Raw genomic sequence first — 21605 nt, forward strand, 5'->3', positions numbered from 1 at the left:
GGGCGGATCAGGCCGCCGCTTCGTCGCGCGTCCGCTGCGCATGAAGCCGGAGCTTGAGATGGCATTTCAGGCCGGCCTCGGCGAAGTCCAGCCGGGCCTCGCCGTCGATATCGCCCTGCAGGCTCCGTTCGATAAGGCGTGAGCCAAACCCCTGACGGGCCGGGGGCGAGACCTTCGGGCCGCCCTCCTCAGACCAGGTGAGCTCCAGGCGCGGCCCGCCATCCTGACCGCGAACCTGCCAGCGCACCCGCACACAGCCTTCGGTGGTGGACAGCGCCCCGTACTTGGCGGCGTTGGTCACCAGCTCGTGGAAGACCAGCCCCAGGGTCAGGGTCTCCGCCGGCGACAGGGCGATCTCGGGTCCGTCCAGCTGGTAGCGCTCCACCCCATGCGGTCGCAGCTCCATCAGGATGACGTCTTCCAGGGGCGCCCCCTGCCAGACCGACTGGGTCAACAGGTCGTGGGTCGCCGACAGGGCCAGCAAGCGGGCCTCGAAGGACTCCCGGAAGGCGGCGGGGCTGGCGGTGGTGCGCAGGGTCTGGGCGGCGATCGCCTGGACGGTGGCGAGCGTGTTCTTCACCCGATGGTTCAGCTCATCCAGCAGCAGCTTCTGTTGACGCTCGGCCCGCACCCGGTCGGTGACGTCGCTGCCCTCGACAAAGACCCCCCAGGGCGCCCCGCGGGCGTCGAGGATCGGCTGGTAGATGAAGTCGACGAAGCGCTCTTCCGGCGGCCCCTCCGCCTGCCGTTGAAGCATGACGCTGGCGGCCTGACCGAGATAGGGCTGACCGGTCACCATCACGTCATGGAGGATGTCCTGGAAGGCTTGGCCCTCCAGTTCCGGCAGCGCCTCCGCCAAGGGCCGGCCGATCACCGCGCGCCCGCCGATCAAGTTCTGATAGGCGTTGTTGACCAGCCGGAAGACGAAGTCCGGGCCGATCAGCACCGCCATGAAGCCCGGCGCCTGCATGAACAGGTTGCGGATCTGATTGGTCTCCTCGACCAGGATCAGATTGGTCTCCTGTAGCTCCCGGGCCCGCTGATAGAGCTGGGTGGCGCCTTCCAAGGGGGCGTCCGGCAGGCCGCCCGCGGGGCCAAAGGCCATGTCTTTCAGGCGCTGGATTTCAGTGACGTCCACCGTGTTCTGGAGGACGTAGGCGACTCTGCCCTCGGCGTCGAACAGGGGGGTGTGGACCGCCGACCAGAACCGCATTTCGAATCCGCCGCCCCGCGTGACGGGCAAGGGGATCGCATAGGGGATCAGGGCCAGGGTATCGGGCTGCCCGGTGGCCAGGACCTGTTCGAATGACGCCCGCAGTCGTCGTCCGCTGTCGCCCGGGTTGGGAAACAGATCGAAGATGTGGCCGCCGATCAGCTGATCGCGCGTCCGCTCTGTCGCCCGCTGATAGGCGAGATTGGCCTCGACGAAACAGAGGTCGCGGTCCAGCACCATGTGCGGACTCGGCAAGGTCTCGAACAACGCCCTGAAGTCGATTTGCGGCAACGCTAGCCCCCGTATCGTCCGGTAACGCTTTCACCGGGGAAGCGATCCACAGGCGCCTCATGGCCATAGCGGGCCGGTCTTGAGACATCAATCTTGCTGGCCGAGTGTAATCGTCGCGCCTCTGGGTCTGGCGGCGGGAGTCGCCTATATCGTCGGCATGGTTGAACGCGACGCCGCGCCGCTGATCGGCGCCGCCCTCATCAAGGATCAGGTCAAGCGGCTCCCCGATTCGCCCGGCGTCTACCGCATGGTCGGCGAGGACGGCGAGGTGCTCTATGTGGGCAAGGCTCGCTCGCTAAAGAAGCGGGTGACCCAGTACGCTCAGGGGCGTTTTCACACCCAGCGCATAGCCCTGATGGTCGACCTCACGCGGTCGATGGAGTTCGTCACCACCCGCACCGAAACTGACGCCCTGCTGCTCGAGATCAATCTGATCAAGCAGCTGAAGCCCCGGTTCAACGTCCTGCTGCGGGACGACAAGAGCTTTCCCGAAATCGTCATCCGCCGGGACCACGACGCCCCGCAGCTGCGCAAGCACCGCGGCGCCCATTCGATCAAGGGCGACTATTTCGGCCCCTTCGCCAGCGCCTGGGCGGTGAACCGGACGCTCAACACCCTGCAGAAGGCCTTCCTGCTGCGGTCCTGCTCCGACAGCGTCTACGACAGCCGCGCCCGGCCCTGCATGCTGCACCAGATCAAGCGCTGCGCCGCCCCCTGCACGGGGCTGGTCTCGCTGGAGGATTACAACGCCCTGGTGGACGAGGCCGAGGCATTCCTGCGGGGCAAGAGCCGGGCGGTGATGGCCAAGCTGTCGGCCGAGATGCAGACCGCGTCGGACGAGATGGAGTTCGAGCGCGCCGCGCGCCTGCGCGACCGTATCCGGGCGCTCGCCTCCGTCGCCCAGGAACAGCAGATCAATCCCGAGAGTCTGGAGGAGGGCGACATCATCGCCCTGCACGGCGAGGGCGGGCAGGCCTGCGTCCAGGTCTTCTTCTTCCGCGGCGGCCAGAACTGGGGCAACCGCGCCTATTTCCCGCGGGTCGATAAGAGCGATGAGGCGGCCGATGTCATGGCCGCCTTCCTTGGCCAGTTCTACGAAGACAAGCCGGTCCCCAAGCTGATCCTGACCAATGTGGAGCCCGCCGACCGGGACCTCCTGTGCGAGGCCTTCGCCCTCAAGGCCGGCCGCAAGGTGGAGATCCTCAAGCCCCTGCGCGGGGAAAAGCGCCAGCTGGTGGAGCACGCCCTGACCAACGCCCGGGAGGCCCTGGGGCGGCGGATGGCCGAGAGCTCGGCCCAGTCCAAGCTGCTGATCGGGGTCTGCGAGGCCTTCGGCCTGGACGCGCCGCCGGAGCGGATCGAGGTCTATGACAACAGCCACATCATGGGGACCAACGCCGTCGGCGGCATGATCGTGGCCGGGCCCGAGGGCTTCCTCAAGAACCAGTATCGCAAGTTCAACATCAAAGGGACCGAGCTCACCCCGGGCGACGACTACGGCATGATGCGCGAGGTGCTGCGCCGCCGCTTCGCCCGCATGGTCAAGGACGAGGAGGCTGGCGAAGCCGCCCCGCGCCCCGACCTGGTGCTGATCGACGGGGGCGCAGGGCAACTGGCGGCCGCCCAGGAGATCATGGCCGATCTCGGCGTCGACGACATCGCCGTGGTGGGCGTGGCCAAGGGGCCGGACCGGGACGCCGGCCTGGAGCGGTTCTTCATGGCCGGGCGCACGCCCTTCATGCTCGAGCCCAAGTCGCCGGTGCTCTACTACCTTCAGCGGCTGCGGGATGAGGCCCACCGCTTCGCCATCGGCAGCCACCGGGTCCGCCGCGCCATCGACATGAAGAAGAACCCCCTGGACGAGATCGAGGGGGTTGGTCCGGGGCGCAAGCGGGCCCTGCTGCACGCCTTTGGGTCGGCTAAGGGGGTGTCGCGGGCCTCTGTGGAGGACCTGGCCAAGGTGGATGGGGTCAGCCAGGCCCTGGCTCAGCGGATTTACGAGCGTTTCCGCAAATAGGCGCCCGATCGCCCGCGGGTCGGCTATGGTCGTAGGCCAACCCCGTGAGCCCAGTACCGGAGAAGCGCATGGCCTTTCGCCTAAGCCTAATCGCCGCCGCCATTGTCGCCCTGTCGGGTCCGGCGCTGGCCAGTTCCCCAGACGCCTGGGCCGACTTCCGGATCGAGGTGCGCGACACCTGTCTGGCCGCGGCCAAGGCCCAGGGCATGAAGGCGCCGGAGGTGGTCGTCCATCCGTTCGGCTCGGCCTCCTACGGGATCGCGGTGCTACGGGAGGGCGACGACAAGCGGATCTGCGTCTTCAACAAGGCCACCAAGGCCGTCGAACTTACCTGATCGACCATTCAAGGCGTGTGATGAAAGCTCTTCCCAACATCCTGACCTCCATGCGCCTGGTGCTGGCGCTGTTCATGTTCGTGGCCTTGGCCACGGCGGCCGGCGCGACGCCCTGGATCAGCGAGCGCCTGACGCTAGAGGCGCAGTTCACCCTGCAGCGATGGGCCTTCTACGCCTTCGTCATCGCCGCGGTGACCGACTGGTTCGACGGCTGGCTGGCGCGAAAATATGACGCTGTCACGGTCTGGGGTTCGATCCTCGACCCCATCGGCGACAAAGTGCTGGTCTGCGGCGCGGTGCTGGGCCTCATGTCGCTGGGTCCCCAGCCCCTGGTCCTGCTGCCAGCCGGCCTGATCCTGTTCCGCGAGTTTACCGTCAGCGCCCTGCGCGAGGTCGGCGCCGGCAAGGGGATCGTCCTGCCGGTGACCATGCTGGCCAAGTGGAAGACCGCCCTTCAGATGACCGCCCTTGCGGCAGAGCTGTTCGTGGCAAGCTGGGGAGCGTTTGGCCTGCCGCACACGCCGGAACTGCTCGGACCCGCAAGCCTGGTGGCCCACACTCTGTTCTGGCTGGCGGCGATCGTGACGGTGATCACCGGCGCCCAGTACTGGGAGCAGACCCGCAAGGCCCTCGCAGGCTGAGGGGGGTCGGCCTGGCCTTGCGGGCCGGCGGGGGCGTCCCCGCCGCCGGACGGTCCATCTGCATCAGGCGGACCAGCATGGTCTCGCCAGTCATTCGCAGCATCATCGGGTCTCTCCCTGCGCCGATCAGGGTACGATAATGAGAATGAATCGCATTTATGGTCAAGGGAACAGCTCTACTGTGGAGCTAATGGGGGCTGGATGCGTTAGGATGGGGCAATCAACCAAAGAGACATTCCCCATGCGCCCTATCGCCTATTCCCTGGTCGCGGCCCTCGCCCTCTCCTCAGCGCCTGGCCTCGCCTCCGCCCAGGCGGCTGGCACGCCGCTCGGCAACTTCTTCGCCTGTGAGGCCAGCGGCCAGCGGCAGGAGACCGGCGCTCTGCTCGGCGGCGTCGCCGGCGCCCTCCTGGGCAGCCAGGTCAGCAAGAATGAGCGCGCCCTCGGCGCGGTGGTTGGCGCAGGCCTCGGCGCTGTGGCCGGCTCCTGGATCGGCTGCCGGATGCAGGTCAGCGAGCAGCAGCGTGTGGTCAACGCCGTCGAAACGGCGCTGAACACCAACCAGAGCCAGACCTGGAACGACCCCACTACCGGGACCACCGGCCGGGTCGACATCATCAACGCCAACTATGGCGGCGGCGCCAGCGCCGGCGCGACCTTCGGTCAGCCGACCTCGGCGGCCAACCTGCGCTTCAGCGGCCGCGCCCAGCCTCTGCGGACCTCGTTCGAGCCGACCAACGCCCAGTACACCACGCGCAACACCGTCAACCTTCGCGCCTCGCCTGCGGCCAACGCGGCCGTGGTGGGCCAGCTGCGCGGCGGCCAGACCTTCAATGTCGCCGGTCGCGTCGCGGGCGACCGCTGGCTGCTCGTGGAACAGAACGGCTATGTCACCGGCTATGTGGCCGAGTGGGTGGTCCAGCCCGTGGCCAGCGGCGGCGGCTATGCCAGCGTCAACTGCAAGCTGGTGCAGCAGACCATCCAGCCCCGCATGGGCCGGGCCACCACCGAGCGCTACACCGCCTGCCCGGATGCGGGCGGCGGCTGGCGCCTCAGCGCCGCCTGATCTTAAGCGCGCTCACAACGACTAAGGCCCGGGGTTTCGCCCCGGGCCTTTTTTCTGCGTCACGACATGGGATTGGCTTCCGGCGGCGGATCGCCGGGCAGGGGGATGAACTCGCCATCGTCGGCGTCGGGCAGCTTCATACGCCCGGCCCGCCAGTCGGCCTTGGCCTGTTCGATCCGGTCCTTGGAGGACGAGACGAAGTTCCATTCGATGAACCGTTCGCCCACCGGCTCGCCGCCCAGCAGCATGACGATGGCGTCGGTGACGCCGGTCAACAGCACCGGCTGGCCCGGGGCGAAGACCAGCATCTTGCCTTCGCCATAGGTGTGGCCGTCCACCTCCACCTCGCCCCGGGCCACATAGGCCGCCCGCTCAGGATACTCCGCAGGGAGTTGCCCGCGGGCGCCGGCCGGCAGGGTCCAGTGGACATAGAAGAGCGGCGAATGCACCGGCACCTTGGACTTGGCCCCAAAGGCCTCGCCGGCGATCAGCACCGCCTTCAGCCCGTCGGCCTCCGCATGGGTCACCAGGTCGTCGGCGTCAAAGTGGACGAAGCTGGGGTCAATCTCCTCCTGCGCGTGCGGCAAGGCGAGCCAGGCCTGGATGCCATCCATCCGGCCCCCGTGACCGCGCAGGTGCTCGAACCGCTCCGAATGAGTGATGCCCTTGCCTGCGGTCATCCAGTTGACCTCGCCAGGCTTGATCTCCTGCACCGCGCCGACGCTGTCGCGGTGGGTCATCTGGCCGTCGAACAGATAGGACAGGGTGGAAAGCCCGATGTGCGGATGGGGCCGCACGTCCACATTGGCCGGAAAGCCTGGATCAAACCGCGCCGGTCCCATGTGATCGAAGAAGATGAAAGGTCCCACCATCCGCCGACGGGCATAGGGCAGCACGCGGCCCACCTCAAATCCCCCGAGATCCTTGCGGCGCTGGTCAATGACGAGGTCGATCATGGGCGGCTCCGGTCAGGTTGAGGCCTGGAACATAGTAACCCGGCGGCTGCTTGTCGCCCTGCTGACAGCCTGTGTCGGGTCGTTGACGGGGGGATGTCGTGGCGGCTGAATGGGGTCTGGCGGCAGGGTCCCGGCGATCGCAGACAGGGGAATAGGGTGCTGATCCAGAAGCTGAGGTTGCAGCGCGGCTGGTCGCAGGAGCAGCTCGCAGAAGTGTCCGGGCTGAGCGTGCGAACGGTTCAGCGGCTGGAGCGTGGCCAGACCGGCAGCCTTGAGTCCCTGAACGCCCTGGCGGCGGTTTTCGAGATCGACATCTCTCGCCTCACGGAGCCCGAAATGGACAAGCCCAATACCGAGACCGTCAGAGCCGACGAGGCTCTCGCCCTCGCCCAGGTGCGCAGGCTGAAGGCCTTCTATGTGCACTTCGCCCAGTACGCCGTTGTCATTACCATCCTCGCCCTGATTAACCTGGTGGGCCAGCCGGGCTACTGGTGGTTCGTTTGGCCGGCGCTGGGCTGGGGGCTGGGCGTGGCTGCCCATGCGGCCTCGGTGTTCGACATCTTCCCGTTCCTGAACGGCGACTGGGAAAAGCGACAGGTGGAGAAGCGCCTGGGCCGCGAACTCTGAGGCGTGGGGCCGTCCCTAGTCGGACCCGCCCAGCACCCGCGCCAGGAAGTCCCCGCCCAGCCTGAGGCCGGTCTCGTCGATGCTGTGGCCAAGGCCTCGGGCGGCGTGGGTGGCGACTTCGAAGTTCAGCGCCTGGAAGTCCGCCTGCGCCTGGCCCATGGCGGCGAAGGGGACCATGGGATCGGCGTCCCCATGGATCAGCAGCAGAGGCGGCCGGGTCTTCACCTCGGACTGCAGCGCCTCGGCGTCGGCCAGCAGGCCGGAATAGCCGACGACGCCGGCCAGGGTCTCGGGGCGCCGCGGGGCCACATGCAGGGCCATCATGGTCCCCTGACTGAAGCCCACCAGGGCGACCTTGCGGTTGGGCAGGTCATGAGCAGCCCGGTGCATGTCGATGAAGGCGTTCACCAGGGGCGCGGCCTGCCGCACGCCCGCGGCCCGGCTTTCCCGCCCAAGGTCGGTGAGCGCCCACCACTGATAGCCCCCAGGTGCGGCCGGGCAAGGCTCCGGCGCATTGGGGGCCATGAAGGTGGTGTCGGGCAGGGCGTCGCGCCAATAGGGAACCAGCCCCATCAGGTCGGCCCCGTTGGAGCCATAGCCGTGGAGCAGGATCACCAGGGATTGCGGCGCGCGGCCGCTGGCCGGGGCGGCCATGGGGCCGGTGAGGCGGGTCAGGGTGCTCATGGATCGGTGGTGAGACAATTGGGGGCGTGGGTCAACAGAGGCGCCCGCCTTGCCAAGGCGGGGCTTTCACGTGTTCTAGGGGCATGGGCATACATGAACGGTTCGGCGACCCCGAGAGGCGCAGACTGACTGCGCGGGGTGCGGTCTAATGGCCCGCCGCCCCGCCACCGCCAAGAAGGCCCTCTCTGAAGCCAATCTGGCGGCGCTTGGCGCCGAACGGCTGGCGGCCCTGCTGATGGAGACGGCGAGCCCGTCCCTGAAGCGGCGCCTGCGGATGGAGCTGGCCGCCGAGGCCGGGGCCGCTGACCTCGCCTTCGAACTGGACAAGCGCCTGACCGCCCTGGAGGCCAGCAAGACACGGGTCTCCTGGCGCAAGCGGCCCGAGCTGCTGACCGAGCTGAAAGCGCTGGAGGTCATGATCGCCGTCCGGCTGGCGGCGTTGGATCAGGGCCTGGCCCTGGACCGGCTGGTCGCCTGGTTCGACCTCTATCCGTCCCTGACCCGCCGGGTGCAGGACCCCAAGGGGGAACTGGCCCTGATCTTCGACGCCGCCGCAAGCGATCGGACCGCTCTGGCCTCGCAACTGGGGCCCGAGGTGGCGGGACCCATCCTGGGCGAGGCGCTCGCCACCCGGCTGTCGGAATGGGCGGTTTGGGTCGGTCGCGGGGCAGGGGCGCTGAGCCCGGAGCTCGCCCGGCGCCTGCTGATCGATCTGACCGCAGGCAAGGCCCCGCCCACCGGGCGCCTGGCCCTGGTGGTGCGGAGGCTGGCCGACCGGGCCGGCGACCTGGACGCCTGGATCCTTTCCCTGTCGGAGGCTGATCGGAAGAAGCCCGATGTCGCCGCCGAGATCGCCCGGCGCCTGGCGGAAGACGGCCGTGTGGGACCAGCCCGGGAGGCCCTGGAGGCGGCGCGGGCCTCGCACCCGCAGGCCCGTCCTGCCCGGGGCAAGGCCGCTGGCCCAGAGCCGCAGGGCGAGGCCTGGTACGCCGCCGAAATCGCCGTGCTGGAGGCCGAGGGCGAGGCCGCCGCCGCCGATGCGGCCCGGTGGCGCCTGTTCGAGCGTACGCTGTCGCCTGAGGCCCTGAGGGTCCTGCTGGCCAAGCTGGCGGACTTCGAGGATGTGGTGGCGCTGGATCGCGCCTTCGAGATCGCCGCCGGCCATGGGGACCTGATGCGGGCCCTGGCCTTCCTCATGGACTGGCCCGCCCACCGGGAGGCCGCGGCCCTGGTGCTGAAGCGGCGCGCTGAGCTCCGCGGCGCTCATAATGACCTGCCGGCCTGGGCCGAGCGGCTCTCGGCCCGTCACCCCCAGGCCGCCCTGCTGCTGGTCCGGGCCCGGGCGCTGGCCCTGCGCCGCCTGGGCGCCGGCTTCAGCGACGAGGTGGCCGACTTGATCGTCGAGGCCGAGTCCCTGGCCGTCGGCCTCACCGACGACGCCATCCCCAGCCACGTGGCGTTCCTGGCCGAGCTTCGCTAGGTCGCCAGCCCTTCGGCCATGTCAGGCGGGCGGGAAGCCCTGCGCCAGTTCGGGATGCGCCACGCTGGGATCGTACCAACTCGCGCCGTCTGATCGCCAGATGTGCCACTGGCGGTCGGCCGTCACAGGGGTGTCCAGGCAACCGAGCCTGAGCATGACATTGGGGGCGCCGTCCCGCTCAGCGACCAGCTGCGACCCGCAGACCGAGCAGAACCGCCTCACCTTGCCCGGCGAGGATTCATAGGCGCTCAGCAGGTCTTCGCCCCGCACCCAGCGCAGGCGCTCCCGCGGAACCGAGGCGATGCTGGAAAACGCCGCCCCATGAGCCTTGCGGCAGGTCTCGCAATGACAGTGGGCGATGGTCTCGACCGTCGCCTCGGCCTCATAGGCCACGCGGCCACACAGACAGCTTCCCCTCAACATCGCAGGTCCCTTCCCGGCTCAGCTTGTCGCCAAGCCTAGCGGGAAACGGGGGAGGCCGCGCGGCGGAATGTCAGGGTCGTGGCGGCTGTGGGATCAGGCTTCCAAAGCCTTGATCATCGCCACCCGGGTCGCATGCCGGCCGCCTTCGAATTCCGCGGCGAGGAAGGCGTCGACGATCTCCAGGGCCAGGCCCTCGCCGACCACGCGGGCGCCGAGGGCCAGCATATTGGCGTCGTTGTGCGCCCGGATCATCCGGGCCGAGAAGGTGTCGGCGCAGACGCCGCAGCGCACGCCCTTCACCTTGTTGGCGGCCATCATGATCCCCTGGCCGGTGCCGCAGACCACGATGCCGAGTGCGCAGTCGCCAGAGGCGACGCGGCGGGCGGCGGCCTCGCCATGCTTGGGATAGTCGGTGCTTTCCGGCGTGGTCGGCCCGATATCGACCACCTCCCACCCCTTGGCCGCCACATGGGCGGCGATGGCCTGACGCAGCGGGATGGCGGCGTGGTCGCTGGAGAGGACGATGCGTCTGGCGGCGGTCATGGCGAGTCTCAGCCCTGGCTGCTCACATAGGGGCTGATCAGGCCAAGCGGGGCGGCGGTGGTGTTCTTCACCGCGCGGATGACGATGCGGCTTTCGATGTTGGAGACGAGGCCCAGCGACAGGATCTGGTCGCGGAGGAAGTTGTCGAAGGCGTGCATGTCCCGGGTGACGATCCGCAGCTCATAGTCGGCCGAGCCTGTGACCGTGGCGCACTGGACCACCTCGTGCAGCTTGGTGATGGCGGTCTCGAAGGCGTCGAGATTGTCCCGGGTCGGCAGGGAGAGCTTGACGGTGCAGTAGACCTCGAAGTTCAGGCCTAGGCGCTCGCGATCCAGAATGGTCACCCGCCGCTGGATGACGCCGGCGTCCTCCAGGCGCTTGATCCGGCGCCAGCAGGGGCTGGAGGACAATCCGACCCGCTCGGCGATCTCGGCCACCGACAGGCCGGCGTCGTGCTGAATCAGATCCAGGATCTTGGCATCAACCGCATCAAGGGTCTCAGGCACGCTTTTCTCCCCAATAATCCGCATATGCGCCCGGTTCGTGCCCTGGAACCGGATGTCAGGGGCACGCCTTAGGTAAGCAATTGCGGCGTTCTTATATGATCTTGCAAGCCTATAGGGAGCCCCAAAGGGAAAGATATTGCGATGCGGCACACGGAAGTGACGCTCGACGACAAGTTTCTGCTCAACGAGGGTCGGGTTTTCATCACCGGGGTCCAGGCCCTGTTGCGGGTCCTGATGGACCAGCGACGGCTGGATGAGGCAGCGGGCCTCAACACGGCGGGCTTTCTGTCGGGCTATCGCGGCTCGCCGCTCGGCGGCCTCGACCAGCAGGCCCACCGGGCTTCCAAGCATCTGGACGCCGCCCAGGTGGTGTTCAAGGAAGGCCTGAACGAGGACCTGGCGGCCACCGCCGTCTGGGGCAGCCAGCAGGCCAACCTCTTCCCCGGCGCCAGGTATGATGGCGTCTTTGGCATGTGGTACGGCAAGGCGCCTGGCGTCGACCGGACCGGCGACGCCTTCAAGCACGCCAACTTCGCCGGGACCTGGGGCCAGGGCGGCGTGGTGGCGGTGGCCGGCGATGACCACAACTGCAAGTCCTCCACCCTGCCGTCCCAGTCGGAATTCGCCTTCCAGGACTTCGAGATGCCGGTCCTGTCCCCGGCCGATGTGCAGGAGGTGCTGGACTACGGCCTGATGGGCTATGCGCTTTCGCGGTTCTCCGGTCTGTGGGTCGGGCTGATCGCGCTCGCCGACACCATGGACTCCGGCATGACCATCGACGTGGCCCTGGAGCGCCACCGCTTCGTCCTGCCCCGGTTCGACATGCCGGCCGGGGGCCTTGGCATCCGGCTGAAGGATCAGCCGATGGACAAGGAGCGCAGGCTCCGGAGCTACAAGATTCCCGCAGCCATGGCGTTCGCCCGCGCCAACCGCATCGACCGGGTGACGCTGGCCTCGCCCCGGCCTCGGCTGGGCATCGCCTGCCAGGGCCAGGCCTATAAGGACGTCATCGAGGCCTTCGCGGCCATGGGCATCAGCCCGGCTCAGGCCGCCGATCTCGGGGTCTCGATCTACAAGATCGGCATGCCCTGGCCGTTAGAGCCGACGGGCCTGCGCGCGTTTGCCGCCGGTCTCGAAACCCTGATGGTCATCGAGCACAAGCGGCCCCTGATCGAGGGGCAGGCCCGCGCGGCGCTGTATGACCTGCCTGCCCAGGCCAGGCCCAGGATCATCGGCAAGACCGACGAGCAGGGCCATCCTCTGCTGTCGGACCTGGGCGCCCTGTCGGTGGCCGAGGTGGCGCTGGCCATCGCCGACCGCCTCCCGCCCGGACCGCACATGGACGGGGTCTACGACTATCTCAACCGGGTTTCGGCCGCCGGGGTCGCCGCCGTCAGCCTGTCGTCGGACCAGCAGCGCAAGCCCTTCTTCTGTTCGGGCTGCCCGCACAACACCTCGACCCGCCTGCCGGAGGGCTCGCGAGCCTTGGCCGGCATCGGCTGCCATTACATGGCCAGCTTCTCCGACCCCAATACCGACCTGAACAGCCATATGGGCGGCGAGGGCCTGAGCTGGGTGGGGGCCGCGCCCTTCACCACGGAGAAGCACGTCTTCGTCAATCTGGGGGACGGGACCTACAACCACTCCGGTTCGCTGGCCATTCGCGCCGCCGTCGCCGCCGAGGCCAACGTCACCTACAAACTGCTGTTCAACGACGCGGTGGCCATGACCGGCGGCCAGGCGGCCGAGAGCGGGTTTACACCCGCCCAGATCACCCGCCAGCTCGCGTCGGAGGGCGTGGCCCGCACCGTCATCGTGGCGGACGATCCGACCCGCTATGAGCGCGTCAAAGATCTGGCGCCCGGCGTCGAGGTCAAGCCGCGGGCCGAGTTGATGGCCGTGCAGCGGACCCTGCGCGACACCCCGGGCGTCACGGTCCTGCTCTATGATCAGGTCTGCGCCACCGAGAAGCGTCGCCGGCGCAAGCGCGGCAAGCTGGCCGCGGCCGAGAAGCGGGTGATCATCAACCCCCTGGTCTGCGAAGGCTGCGGCGACTGCTCGAAGGCGTCCAACTGCGTGTCGGTGGAGCCGCTGAACACCGAGTTTGGCCGCAAGCGCAAGATCAATCAGTCCAGCTGCAACCAGGACTATTCCTGCCTCGACGGTTTCTGCCCCTCCTTCGTGACTCTGGAGGGGGCGGAGAATCCGCACGGGGTGCGGCTGCCGGCGCTGACGGCCGACTCCACGCCGCTGCCGACCTTCGAGGCCTTGCCGGGCGTGCGCAACATCGTCTTCACCGGCGTCGGCGGCACTGGTGTCACGACCACCGCCTCGATCCTGGCCATGGCCGCTCATGTGGACGGTAAGGCGGCTTCCGTCGTGGACATGACGGGCCTGGCCCAGAAGGGCGGGGCGGTGTTCAGCCATGTCCGCATCGGCGAGGACGAAGAGAGCATTGTCGGCGGCCGCACGCCCGCGGCCAGCGCCCATGTGCTGATCGCCTGCGATGTCATGGTGGCGGCCGGCGCCGATGCGCTGGCCCTCTACGCCAAGGACCGGACCGTGGCCTTCGGCAATGCCGACCTGTCGCCCACGGCCGACTTCGTCACCGACCGGGACGTGCGGTTCGACTCCGGCGGCATGGCCAAGCGGATCGCCGCCGCCGCCCGGTCCTACGACGAGACCCCGGCCCACCACATGGCCGAGACCGAGCTCGGCGACGCCATCTACGCCAACATGATCATGCTGGGCTTCGCCTGGCAGAAGGGCGTGATCCCCATCTCCAGCCGGGCCCTTTATCGCGCCATCCGGCTGAATGGGGTGGCGGCCGAGCAGAATCTGCAGGCCTTCGAGATGGGGCGACGGGCGGCCCATGATCCCGAGAGCCGCGGGCGTAGAGAGGCCGATGTGGCCACCCCCGAAACCCTGCCCCTGGCGGAGCTGATCGCCCATCGCACCCGCGAGCTGGCCGCCTATCAGAACGCCGCCTACGCCCGGCGCTATCAGGATCATGTAGAGGCCATCGCTCACCTTGACGCGGCCCTGGGGTCGGAGACCCTGACCCGGGCCGTGGCGATCAATCTCTACAAGCTGATGGCCTACAAGGACGAGTACGAGGTGGCCCGCCTCTATGCCGACGGCCGCTTCGACGCCTATCGCAGCCAGAGCTTCCAGGGGGGCAAGGCCAAGGTCTGGCTGGCGCCGCCGATCCTGGGCGCCAAGGACGACCAGGGCCACCCGCGCAAGATCGCCTTCGGCGGCTGGATGCTGGACTATGGCTTCCCGGTCTTGGCCAGGTTGAAGGGACTGCGGGGCACCGGGCTGGACCTGTTCGGCTATTCCCTGGAACGCCAGATAGAGCGCGCCCTGATCGTGACCTACGAGTCCGACCTCGATCGGATCGCCCGCGAACTGACGTCAGAGCGTCTGGCCCTGGCGGTCGAGATCGCCCAGGTCCCGCAGGACATCCGCGGCTTTGGCCACGTCAAGCAGGCCTCTTTGGGGCCGGCCATGGCAAAGCGCGAGGCCTTGTGGGCGCAATGGGATGATGCGGGCGCGTCCGCCGAGGTCTGAGGGGCGCGAAATTCGTTTCCCTGAACCGCCCCTCGGGGTAGCCAGGGGGCATGGCTGATTTCGATTTCGACGCCCTGGTGGTGGGGGCCGGCGCCGTGGGCCTGGCCTGCGGCTACGCGCTTTCCCGCCGCGGCCTGACCGCGGTGGTGCTGGAGGCCGACCAGGCCATTGGCCAGGGGGTCTCCTCACGCAATTCCGAGGTGATCCACGGGGGGCTCTACTATCCCACCGGTTCGCTGAAGGCCCGGCTCTGTGTCCAGGGACGGCGCATGCTCTACCCGTTCCTGGAAGCCCGGAACGTCGCCTTCGACCGCTGCGGCAAGCTGGTGGTGGCCAATGGCCCTGAGGAGGTCGCCCGCCTCGAGCCGATCCTGGCCCAGGCCCAGACCAACGATGTTGAGGAGATGGCCCTGCTGACCAAGGCGCAAGCCCTGGCGCTGGAGCCCAACCTGTCCTGTGACGCGGCCCTGATCTCGCCCCAGAGTGGGGTCTTCGACAGCCACGGCTACATGCTGGCCCTGCAGGGTGAGATCGAGGCGGCCGGCGGCGCGGTGGTGGTCTCCACGCCTTTTGAGGGCGCTGAGCCTTTGGCCGGTGGCGGCTGGAAGGTGCGGGCCGGCGGGGCCGAGCCCACGACGCTCACCGTGCGCCTGCTGATCACCGCGCCGGGCCTCTCAGCCCAGGCCGTGGCCGGCGAGATCGAGGGCTTTCCCAAGTCGGAGATTCCTGCGGGCCACTATGGCAAGGGCCGCTACTTCCGCCTGCAGGGCAAGGCGCCCTTCGCCCGGCTGATCTATCCGCCGCCAATCCCGGGCGCGCTCGGCACCCATTATCGCCGCGACCTGGGGGGGCAGGCGGTGTTCGGGCCGGACCTGATCTTCGTCGATGAGCTGGACTACAGCGTCGAGCCGGACGCCGCCGCAGGCTTCTACGCCTATGTCCGCAAGTTCTGGCCGGCGCTGCCGGACGAGGCGCTGACGCCGGACTATGCCGGCATCCGCCCCAAACTGCATGGCCCCGGCGAGCCGCACCCCGACTTCCGCATTGACGGTCCCGAGGCCCACGGACTCGAAGGTCTCGTCGCCCTGTTCGGCATCGAAAGCCCCGGGCTCACCTCGTCCCTGGCGATCGGGGAAGAGGTGGCCGGGAGGTTGGGGCTGGCGAACGCCTGATTCAATCCCTCCGTCATGCTCGCCCTTGTGGCGAGCATCCCTGTCGAGGGCGGGCGCAGGCGGCGCGAGGGATGCTGGGCACAAGGCCCAGCATGACGGGGTGGGAGTTGGGCGCCTCAGTTCGCCTTGGGAACCAGCTTCAGGATCTTGCCCTCGGCGCTGTCGGTGGCGAGGTAGATGGCGCCGTCGGGACCTTGCTCAACCTCGCGGATGCGCGCGTTCACGTCAGTCGCCAGGCGCTCCTCGCCCACCACTCGGTCGCCGTCCAGGGTGAGCCGGACCAGATGCTTGTCGCGCAGGGCGCCGACGAACAGGCTGTCCTTCCAGGCCGGGAACAGGTCGCCCTGATAGAAGATCATGCCCGAGGGGCCGATCACCGGGTCCCAGTAATAGGCCGGCTGCTCCATGCCGGGCTGGGCGGTCTGACCCTCGCCGATGGCGTTGCCGGAATATTCCAGCCCATAGGCGATGGTCGGCCAGCCGTAATCCTTGCCGGCCTCGATGATGTTCAGCTCATCGCCGCCCCGGGCGCCGTGCTCGATCTCCCACAGGGCGCCGGTGGTGGGATGCAGGGCTGCGGCCTGCACATTGCGGACGCCTGAGGCGAAGATCTCGGGGCGCACGCCGTCCTGGCCGACGAAGGGGTTGTCGGCGGGAATGGAGCCGTCGCGGTTGATGCGCACGACCTTGCCCAGGGCGGAGTTCATGTCCTGGGCCTGCACCCGGCCGTCCATGATCGACCGTTCGCCCAGCGCGATCAGCAGATGGCCCCCGCGGTCGAAGACCAGGCGATTGCCGTAGTGCTTGGTGGAGTCCATGGCCGGGTTCTGCTGGAAGATCACCTGCACATCGGTCACCCGGGCGCTGGCGCCGTCCTCCACCAGCCGGCCGCGGGCCACGGCGGTGGAGTTGGTCCCATTCCCGCGGGGCTCGGCATAGCTCCAGTAGATCAGATTGTTCTGCGCGTAGTCGGGGTCCAGGACCACGTCCAGCAGGCCCCCCTGGTCCCGGGCGTCCACCTCCGGCAGGCCGGTGACAGGCTCTGACAGCACGCCCGCCGCGGTGACGATGCGCAGCCGTCCGGGCTTTTCGGTCACCAGCATGCGGCCGTCCGGCAGGAAGGCGATGGCCCAGGGCTTGTCGAGGCCTTCGGCGACAGTGACGACCTCATAGGCCACATCGGCGCTGACTTCCGGCGCCCGGGTCTGACCGGGGAAGGCCGGGGTCTGGGAGGGCGCATTGGCCGGCCGCGTTTCCCACGGCTCACCGCCGGGGGCGGAGGGCGCCGCCGGCTGGGCTGCGCCGTCGGTTCCGCCGCAGGCGGCCAGGACCACGGCGAGCGCGGTGGTGAGAAGCAGGTTTCGCATGGACAGATCTCCCTATGGTCGAGCTTTCAAGGCGCGACGCCTCAGTTCGTTCCCACCACCGCCTCCAGGGCCTCCTGGGGCGTGGCGCCGTCCACATGTATGAGCGACCAGACCGCAAGGAAGAGCAGGGGCCAGCGTCGCGAGTCGTTCTCATTCAGGAAGACATGCTGCGCCTCGTGCGCTCCGATCGCGACGCCGATGGGGATGACATGGCCGATGCGCTCGGCGATGGCCCGGGCGCGGGGCGCGATCCAGGCCTCCACCGGCACGGTGAAGCCCTGCTTGCGAGCCCAGGGGGAGGCTGTAGGACAGGCGGTCTCCAGCCATTTGCGCAGCAGCCACTTGCCATGGCGGCCGCGCACCTTGAACCGGTCGGGCAGGGTGAAGGCGAAGTCGGCAACGACGGGGTCCAGGAAGGGGGTGCGCCCCTCCAGGCCGTGCGCCATCAGGCAGCGGTCGAGCTTGGTCAGCAGATCGTTGGGCAGCCAGGTGGCGATGTCGGCGTACTGGGCCTGCTGCAGGCGGGTGAGGCCGGCCGGCGCCTGGGCCTGCTCGCGCCAGCGCTGCAGGAGTTCGGGATGCACGCCCCGGGGTTCGGCTGGGCGGCCGCCCAGCCAGGGGTGACGCAGCGCCCGGCGATAGCGGCCATAGCCGCCGAACAGCTCATCGCCCCCCTCGCCGGTGAGGACCACGGTCAGGGTTCCCCGGGCGGCCTTGGCCAGCTTGAAGGTCGGCAGGATGGCGTAGTCGGCGGTGGGATCATCCAGGGCGTTCGCCACCTGGGGCAGGAGCGTCCAGAAGTCCTCTTCGGTGAAGGTGGTCTCCCGCCAGTCGAGGTTCAGCGCCCGGGCCACCCGCTCGGCCTGGGCGCGTTCGTCCCGGGCGCCGGGGGCGTCAAAGCCGCAGGTGAAGGCGGTGACCGGCCGACTGTTGAGTCGGGACATGAGGGTGGCGATGGCCGCGGAATCGATCCCGCCAGACAGAAACAGGCCATAGGGCACGTCGGCCCGCTGATGGACGCGCACGCTGTCCTCCAGCACCGCATCCAGCCGCTTCAGCAGGGCCGCTTCACCGCTGGCCGCCGGCCGTGTCCGGGGCGGGGGCAGGGCGGGGCGGATCTCGTGGGGGACGAGCCGACCGTCCACCACCTCAATGATGGCGCCTGGCGCCGCGCGGCGAGGACCATAGAGGGCGGTCTCTTCGCCCAGGGTGTAGCTGAAGGCCAGCATCTCCCGGGCGCCCTCGGTGGTGATGGCGGGCGGCGCCAGGCCTGCCTTGACGAAGGCGCCGGCCTCCGAGGCGAAGGCGAGCCCGCTCTCCAGCTCCATCACATAGAGCGGCTTGATGCCGAAGGGGTCGCGCACTAGCCAGGTGCGGCCGTCCGGCCCCACCAGGCAGAAGGCGTACATGCCCCGCAGGCGGTGGAAGGCCGCCGGGCCCTCCTTGGCGTAGAGGTGCAGCAGGGGCTCGAAATCCGAGCCGGTCGTTAGTGCGTCCTGGAGTCCGAACTCCTCGGCCAGCTCCAGATAGTTATAGATCTCCCCATTGCCGACCACGATCCCGCCGGCCGCGTGCAGGGGCTGCCAGCCGCCCTCCAGGTCGATGACCGAGAGTCGCGCATGGGCCAGCGATCGCCCTTCTGTCTCTTCCACCGTGACGCCGTCAGGGCCCCGATGGGTCATGGCCTCGATCAGCGGGCGGGCTGATGCCTCACCGTCCAGAATCCCGGCTATGCCGCACATCAGCCGGCGCCAAATCTGGCGAAGAGGTCCCGCCACTGGGCGACCACGGCGCCTTGCGAGAAGTCAGCCTCCACGCGGTCCAGGCCGTTCTGAGCCAGGCGGGTGCGCAGCATGGGATCATCCAGCAGCCGGCGGATAGCCTTCGTCAGGGCCTCGGGATCATCCACCGGAACCAGCAGGCCGTCCTCGCCCTCGCGGATCAGGGCGCCGGGGCCCTGGCTGGCGGCCGCGGCCACCGGCAGGCCGTGCGCCCAGGCCTGGATCACCACATTGCCCAGGGGCTCGAAGCGCGAGGGAAAGACGCAGACATCGGCCGCCCGATAGAGGGCCGAGGGATCATTGCGCCAGCCCAGGAACCGCACCCGGGGCGCCACCCCTAAGGCCACGGCCAGGGCCTTCAGCCGCGCCTCCTCCGGCCCCGTCCCGGCGATCCACAGATAGGCGTCCGGCAGCTTCGTCAGCGCATTGAGGGTGACGTCATGGGCCTTGGCCTCATGCAACCGGCCCATGGCCAGCAGCAGGGGGGCTTCAGCCGGCGTATCCAGGCTGGCGCGCTCGACCGGCGCAGCCTCTGCCGGCGCCTCGGCGAAGTTGGGGATGTAGGCGACCTTGCCGGCCGGCCAGCCCTGACTCACCACCCACTCGGCGATGTCCTCGGTATTGGCCACCAGGGAGTCGAAGCCGGCATAATATTTCAGATTGTAGTAGCCACCCAGGCGGCCGATCCGCGCCCAGGGACCCTTGGGCGTGTGCCGCGCGGCCCGGTTCATCCAGGCCAGCGCCACGCTCACCGCCTGAGCCTGCGCGAAACGGCCGACCCGGCGCCGGGTCATCAGGTCAAGCGGGCCGCCGAATCCGAAGGTCTCCACCGCCAGGCCGGCGCGGCTCAGGAGCTGCTGGCGAACCGGGTGCGGACGCAGGGCCGCAGCCTGCGCCAACCCGTCGCCGGCGAGCGCCAGGGCCAGGTCGACGAAATAGGTCTCCGCCCCGCCTTCGCCGGCCGTTCCCAGAAGATGAAGCACGCTCATGCGGGCGCGAACCTAGCCTCGCTTTGGCCTGCGCCCAAGCCGCTTGATGCGGCGATCTGAAATCCCTATAACCCGCGCCTCGCGCGTCAGCGGCGCGAACCCGTGGCTGGGTAGCTCAGCTGGTTAGAGCGGTGGATTCATAACCCACAGGTCGGCGGTTCGAGCCCGCCCCCAGCTACCACTAGACTCATACTTGAGGCTGGTGACTTGGACGGCTCCCGGGCGAAGATCACCGGCGCCAGTGTCCCCTGCAGGATAACGTCCACCGGACCGCCGCGCTCCTGCGTGCGCGGTCGGATTTCGATTCGTTCGACCAAGCCCCGAACGGAGTCGACCAGCTCGCGCATGACCAGGTCGTCCGCGGCGATCGCGGCGCTGGCCAGCAGCACCTGCAGCGCCTCGACCTTTTTCGCCAGCCCCTGGCCAGCGCTGGGATGGAGATCCAGGCGTGGCGCCGTGTCATCGTTCGAGATCTCTGCGAGCTTGGCGGTCAACTCCAGGCGCTCGGTCTCCAGCCCCTGCAGCTTGGCCTTCATGGCCTCGGCCGCGAGCCCTGAGGCGATGGCGTCAACAATCCTGTCGATCCCCCGGCGAACCTCAGCCAGGCGCTTTTCCAGAGGCTGGCGGCTGTTCTGATTCTCGACCACGCGCCGGGCGCGGGCGGCGGTCCAGGCCTCGACGTAAGCGCGGATCGCCGCCGGCGACAGGAGCCGGGTCCGCAGGCCGTCGAGGACGGTCGCCTCGACGTCGGCCCGACTGACCGTGCGGCGATTGGCGCAGGCGACGTCGCCGCGCTCCCTGTGAGCCGCACAGATCAGACGGCCGCCGGTGTAAGCCGTGTACGACGCGCCACAGAGGCCGCATTTCAGGAGCCCTGTGAAGATCCCGGGCTTGCGCTTGTTGGCCAGCTGCAGGGGATGGTTCGCGCTCTCGCGGGTCTTGCGCTCGGCCGCCGCCTCCCATGCCGCCTGGTCGATGATCCGCAGGTGAGGGACCGGGGTCCGCTTCCACTGTTCGGGCGGGATGGGGCGCGGGGTGCGCTTGCCTGTGGCGCGATCCTTCCGGACGTCCATCCGGCCGTACACCTTGACGCCCGCATAGATCTCGCTCTGCAGGATCCCGTTCCCCCGCTGGCGCGAGCCGTTGATCGTCGAGGCGTTCCAGAGCCCGCCCGTGGGGCTGGGCACGCCGCGGCGGTTCAGCTGGTCGGCGATCTCGCGGCCGGTGGCGCCCTTGCCATAGAGGGCGAAGATCTCGCGGATGATCTCGGCCTGGTCCTCGACGATCTCGACCACGCCCCCGGGGGCCGTCCGATAGCCGTACAGGCGCGAGCCGGTGGCGAGGCCCTTCTCCGCATTCGACGCCATGCCGCGTCGCGTCTTCTGCGCCAGATTCTTGAGGAACATCGACGCCTGCAGGCCCTTGAAGGCGACGTGCAGATCCTGGACGTGGTCCGTGGTGAGGGTGGCGATCATCACGCCGGCGTCCTCCAGGCGGCCGGCGATATGCGCGAGGTGTTCGAGGTTCCGCGCGAGGCGGTCCTCGTCCTCGACCAGGAGGATATCAAACTCCCGGGCCTCGGCCGCGGCGATCGCGTCCAGCAGGCCCGGCCGGTTGGCCATAGCCGCGCCGGAGATCGCCGCATCCTGGAACAGGGTGGTGACGGTCCAGCCCTTGGCGTGGGCGTGGCGCGTGCAGACCGTCAGCTGATCGGCGATCGAGCGTTCGTTCTGCCGTTCCGAGGAGTAGCGGGCATAAAGGGCGGCTCGCACGCGGGCGGGCTCCTAGTTCTGTGTTCGACCGGGTTTCGCTGTCTGCGACAACTGTCGGGCATAGTCCTCGGCTTCATCGGCCTCGGCAAGGGCGCGGATAAAACGCAGAAGTTCCGGGGGAAGGGTCTCCTCCCCGGGGCGATCGCGCTCGCCCGGAAACTGCAGCACC

At 68.8% G+C, this 21605-nt stretch carries 18 protein-coding genes and 1 tRNA gene; 9 read left to right on the forward strand and 10 right to left on the reverse strand.

The features are described 5' to 3' along the window. Positions 1 to 7 precede the first annotated feature (7 nt). Positions 8 to 1504, reverse strand: coding sequence for a sensor histidine kinase (locus tag Q8N19_RS08715; RefSeq protein WP_305589767.1), 1497 nt, complete (start codon positions 1502 to 1504; stop codon positions 8 to 10). A 157-nt stretch (positions 1505 to 1661) separates the two neighbouring features. On the opposite strand from Q8N19_RS08715, the gene uvrC reads away from it, so the two are divergent. The 4 genes from uvrC (at position 1662) to Q8N19_RS08735 (ending at position 5563) form a co-directional block, all read left to right on the forward strand. Then, entirely contained in the window at positions 1662 to 3521 is a 1860-nt protein-coding gene (uvrC, locus tag Q8N19_RS08720; RefSeq protein ID WP_305589852.1) for an excinuclease ABC subunit UvrC, read from the forward strand. 68 nt (positions 3522 to 3589) lie between these two features. Further along, a complete protein-coding gene (locus Q8N19_RS08725) occupies positions 3590 to 3856 on the forward strand; it encodes a hypothetical protein (RefSeq protein ID WP_305589769.1) in 267 nt (88 codons plus the stop codon). Positions 3857 to 3876: 20 nt separating this feature from the next. After that, the gene (gene pgsA, locus Q8N19_RS08730) at positions 3877 to 4497 is read left to right on the forward strand and encodes a CDP-diacylglycerol--glycerol-3-phosphate 3-phosphatidyltransferase (RefSeq protein ID WP_305589771.1); all 621 of its coding nucleotides are present in this window, start codon (positions 3877 to 3879) and stop codon (positions 4495 to 4497) included. 241 nt (positions 4498 to 4738) lie between these two features. Next, a complete protein-coding gene (locus Q8N19_RS08735; protein WP_305589773.1) occupies positions 4739 to 5563 on the forward strand; it encodes an SH3 domain-containing protein in 825 nt (274 codons plus the stop codon). 59 nt (positions 5564 to 5622) lie between these two features. On the opposite strand, the gene Q8N19_RS08740 is transcribed toward Q8N19_RS08735, so the two are convergent. Then, entirely contained in the window at positions 5623 to 6519 is an 897-nt protein-coding gene (locus Q8N19_RS08740; RefSeq protein ID WP_305589775.1) for a pirin family protein, read from the reverse strand. 156 nt (positions 6520 to 6675) lie between these two features. Between Q8N19_RS08740 and Q8N19_RS08745 the strand changes: the two genes are divergently transcribed. Then, positions 6676 to 7146: a 2TM domain-containing protein gene (locus tag Q8N19_RS08745; RefSeq protein ID WP_305589777.1), complete on the forward strand. Its 471-nt coding sequence runs from the start codon at positions 6676 to 6678 to the stop codon at positions 7144 to 7146. Between the two features lie 15 nt (positions 7147 to 7161). Here the strand turns inward: Q8N19_RS08745 and Q8N19_RS08750 are convergent, their stop codons facing one another. Continuing rightward, positions 7162 to 7830 (reverse strand): alpha/beta hydrolase, encoded by a 669-nt coding sequence (locus Q8N19_RS08750; protein ID WP_305589779.1) that lies wholly within the window; start codon positions 7828 to 7830, stop codon positions 7162 to 7164. Positions 7831 to 7978: 148 nt separating this feature from the next. Here Q8N19_RS08750 and Q8N19_RS08755 point away from each other — a divergent pair, with 148 nt between their 5' ends. Then, positions 7979 to 9310, forward strand: coding sequence for a DUF6880 family protein (locus Q8N19_RS08755; protein ID WP_305589781.1), 1332 nt, complete (start codon positions 7979 to 7981; stop codon positions 9308 to 9310). Positions 9311 to 9331: 21 nt separating this feature from the next. Here the strand turns inward: Q8N19_RS08755 and Q8N19_RS08760 are convergent, their stop codons facing one another. From Q8N19_RS08760 to Q8N19_RS08770, 3 genes are all read right to left on the reverse strand, one after another. Beyond that, a complete protein-coding gene (locus Q8N19_RS08760; protein ID WP_305589783.1) occupies positions 9332 to 9733 on the reverse strand; it encodes a GFA family protein in 402 nt (133 codons plus the stop codon). Between the two features lie 93 nt (positions 9734 to 9826). Beyond that, positions 9827 to 10276 (reverse strand): ribose 5-phosphate isomerase B, encoded by a 450-nt coding sequence (gene rpiB / locus Q8N19_RS08765; protein ID WP_305589785.1) that lies wholly within the window; start codon positions 10274 to 10276, stop codon positions 9827 to 9829. Between the two features lie 8 nt (positions 10277 to 10284). After that, positions 10285 to 10782 carry an Lrp/AsnC family transcriptional regulator gene (locus Q8N19_RS08770; protein WP_300575567.1) on the reverse strand — a complete coding sequence of 166 codons (498 nt, stop codon included), beginning with the start codon at positions 10780 to 10782 and terminating at the stop codon, positions 10285 to 10287. Positions 10783 to 10923: 141 nt separating this feature from the next. Here Q8N19_RS08770 and Q8N19_RS08775 point away from each other — a divergent pair, with 141 nt between their 5' ends. Both Q8N19_RS08775 and Q8N19_RS08780 read left to right on the forward strand, forming a co-directional pair. Then, positions 10924 to 14355: an indolepyruvate ferredoxin oxidoreductase family protein gene (locus Q8N19_RS08775; protein WP_305589787.1), complete on the forward strand. Its 3432-nt coding sequence runs from the start codon at positions 10924 to 10926 to the stop codon at positions 14353 to 14355. Positions 14356 to 14405: 50 nt separating this feature from the next. Then, a complete protein-coding gene (locus Q8N19_RS08780) occupies positions 14406 to 15527 on the forward strand; it encodes an NAD(P)/FAD-dependent oxidoreductase (protein ID WP_305589789.1) in 1122 nt (373 codons plus the stop codon). Between the two features lie 116 nt (positions 15528 to 15643). On the opposite strand, the gene Q8N19_RS08785 is transcribed toward Q8N19_RS08780, so the two are convergent. The 3 genes from Q8N19_RS08785 to Q8N19_RS08795 are packed head-to-tail and all read right to left on the reverse strand — an operon-like array spanning position 15644 to position 19664. After that, on the reverse strand, positions 15644 to 16894 hold the full coding sequence (locus Q8N19_RS08785; RefSeq protein ID WP_305589791.1) for a PQQ-dependent sugar dehydrogenase: 1251 nt from the start codon (positions 16892 to 16894) through the stop codon (positions 15644 to 15646). A gap of 41 nt (positions 16895 to 16935) precedes the next feature. Next, the gene (asnB, locus tag Q8N19_RS08790) at positions 16936 to 18636 is read right to left on the reverse strand and encodes an asparagine synthase (glutamine-hydrolyzing) (RefSeq protein ID WP_305589793.1); all 1701 of its coding nucleotides are present in this window, start codon (positions 18634 to 18636) and stop codon (positions 16936 to 16938) included. Continuing rightward, entirely contained in the window at positions 18636 to 19664 is a 1029-nt protein-coding gene (locus tag Q8N19_RS08795) for a glycosyltransferase (RefSeq protein WP_305589795.1), read from the reverse strand. Before Q8N19_RS08795 ends, asnB begins: the two co-directional genes overlap by 1 nt. A 104-nt stretch (positions 19665 to 19768) precedes the next feature. Between Q8N19_RS08795 and Q8N19_RS08800 the strand changes: the two genes are divergently transcribed. Beyond that, a tRNA-Met gene (locus Q8N19_RS08800) sits at positions 19769 to 19845 on the forward strand. Here Q8N19_RS08800 and Q8N19_RS16965 read toward each other — a convergent pair. Continuing rightward, the gene (locus tag Q8N19_RS16965; protein ID WP_371133818.1) at positions 19802 to 21436 is read right to left on the reverse strand and encodes a recombinase family protein; all 1635 of its coding nucleotides are present in this window, start codon (positions 21434 to 21436) and stop codon (positions 19802 to 19804) included. The genes Q8N19_RS08800 and Q8N19_RS16965 overlap by 44 nt on opposite strands. Positions 21437 to 21605 lie beyond the last annotated feature (169 nt).

Origin of the sequence: Phenylobacterium sp. (assembly GCF_030693405.1) — a bacterium.
GTDB lineage: Bacteria > Pseudomonadota > Alphaproteobacteria > Caulobacterales > Caulobacteraceae > Phenylobacterium.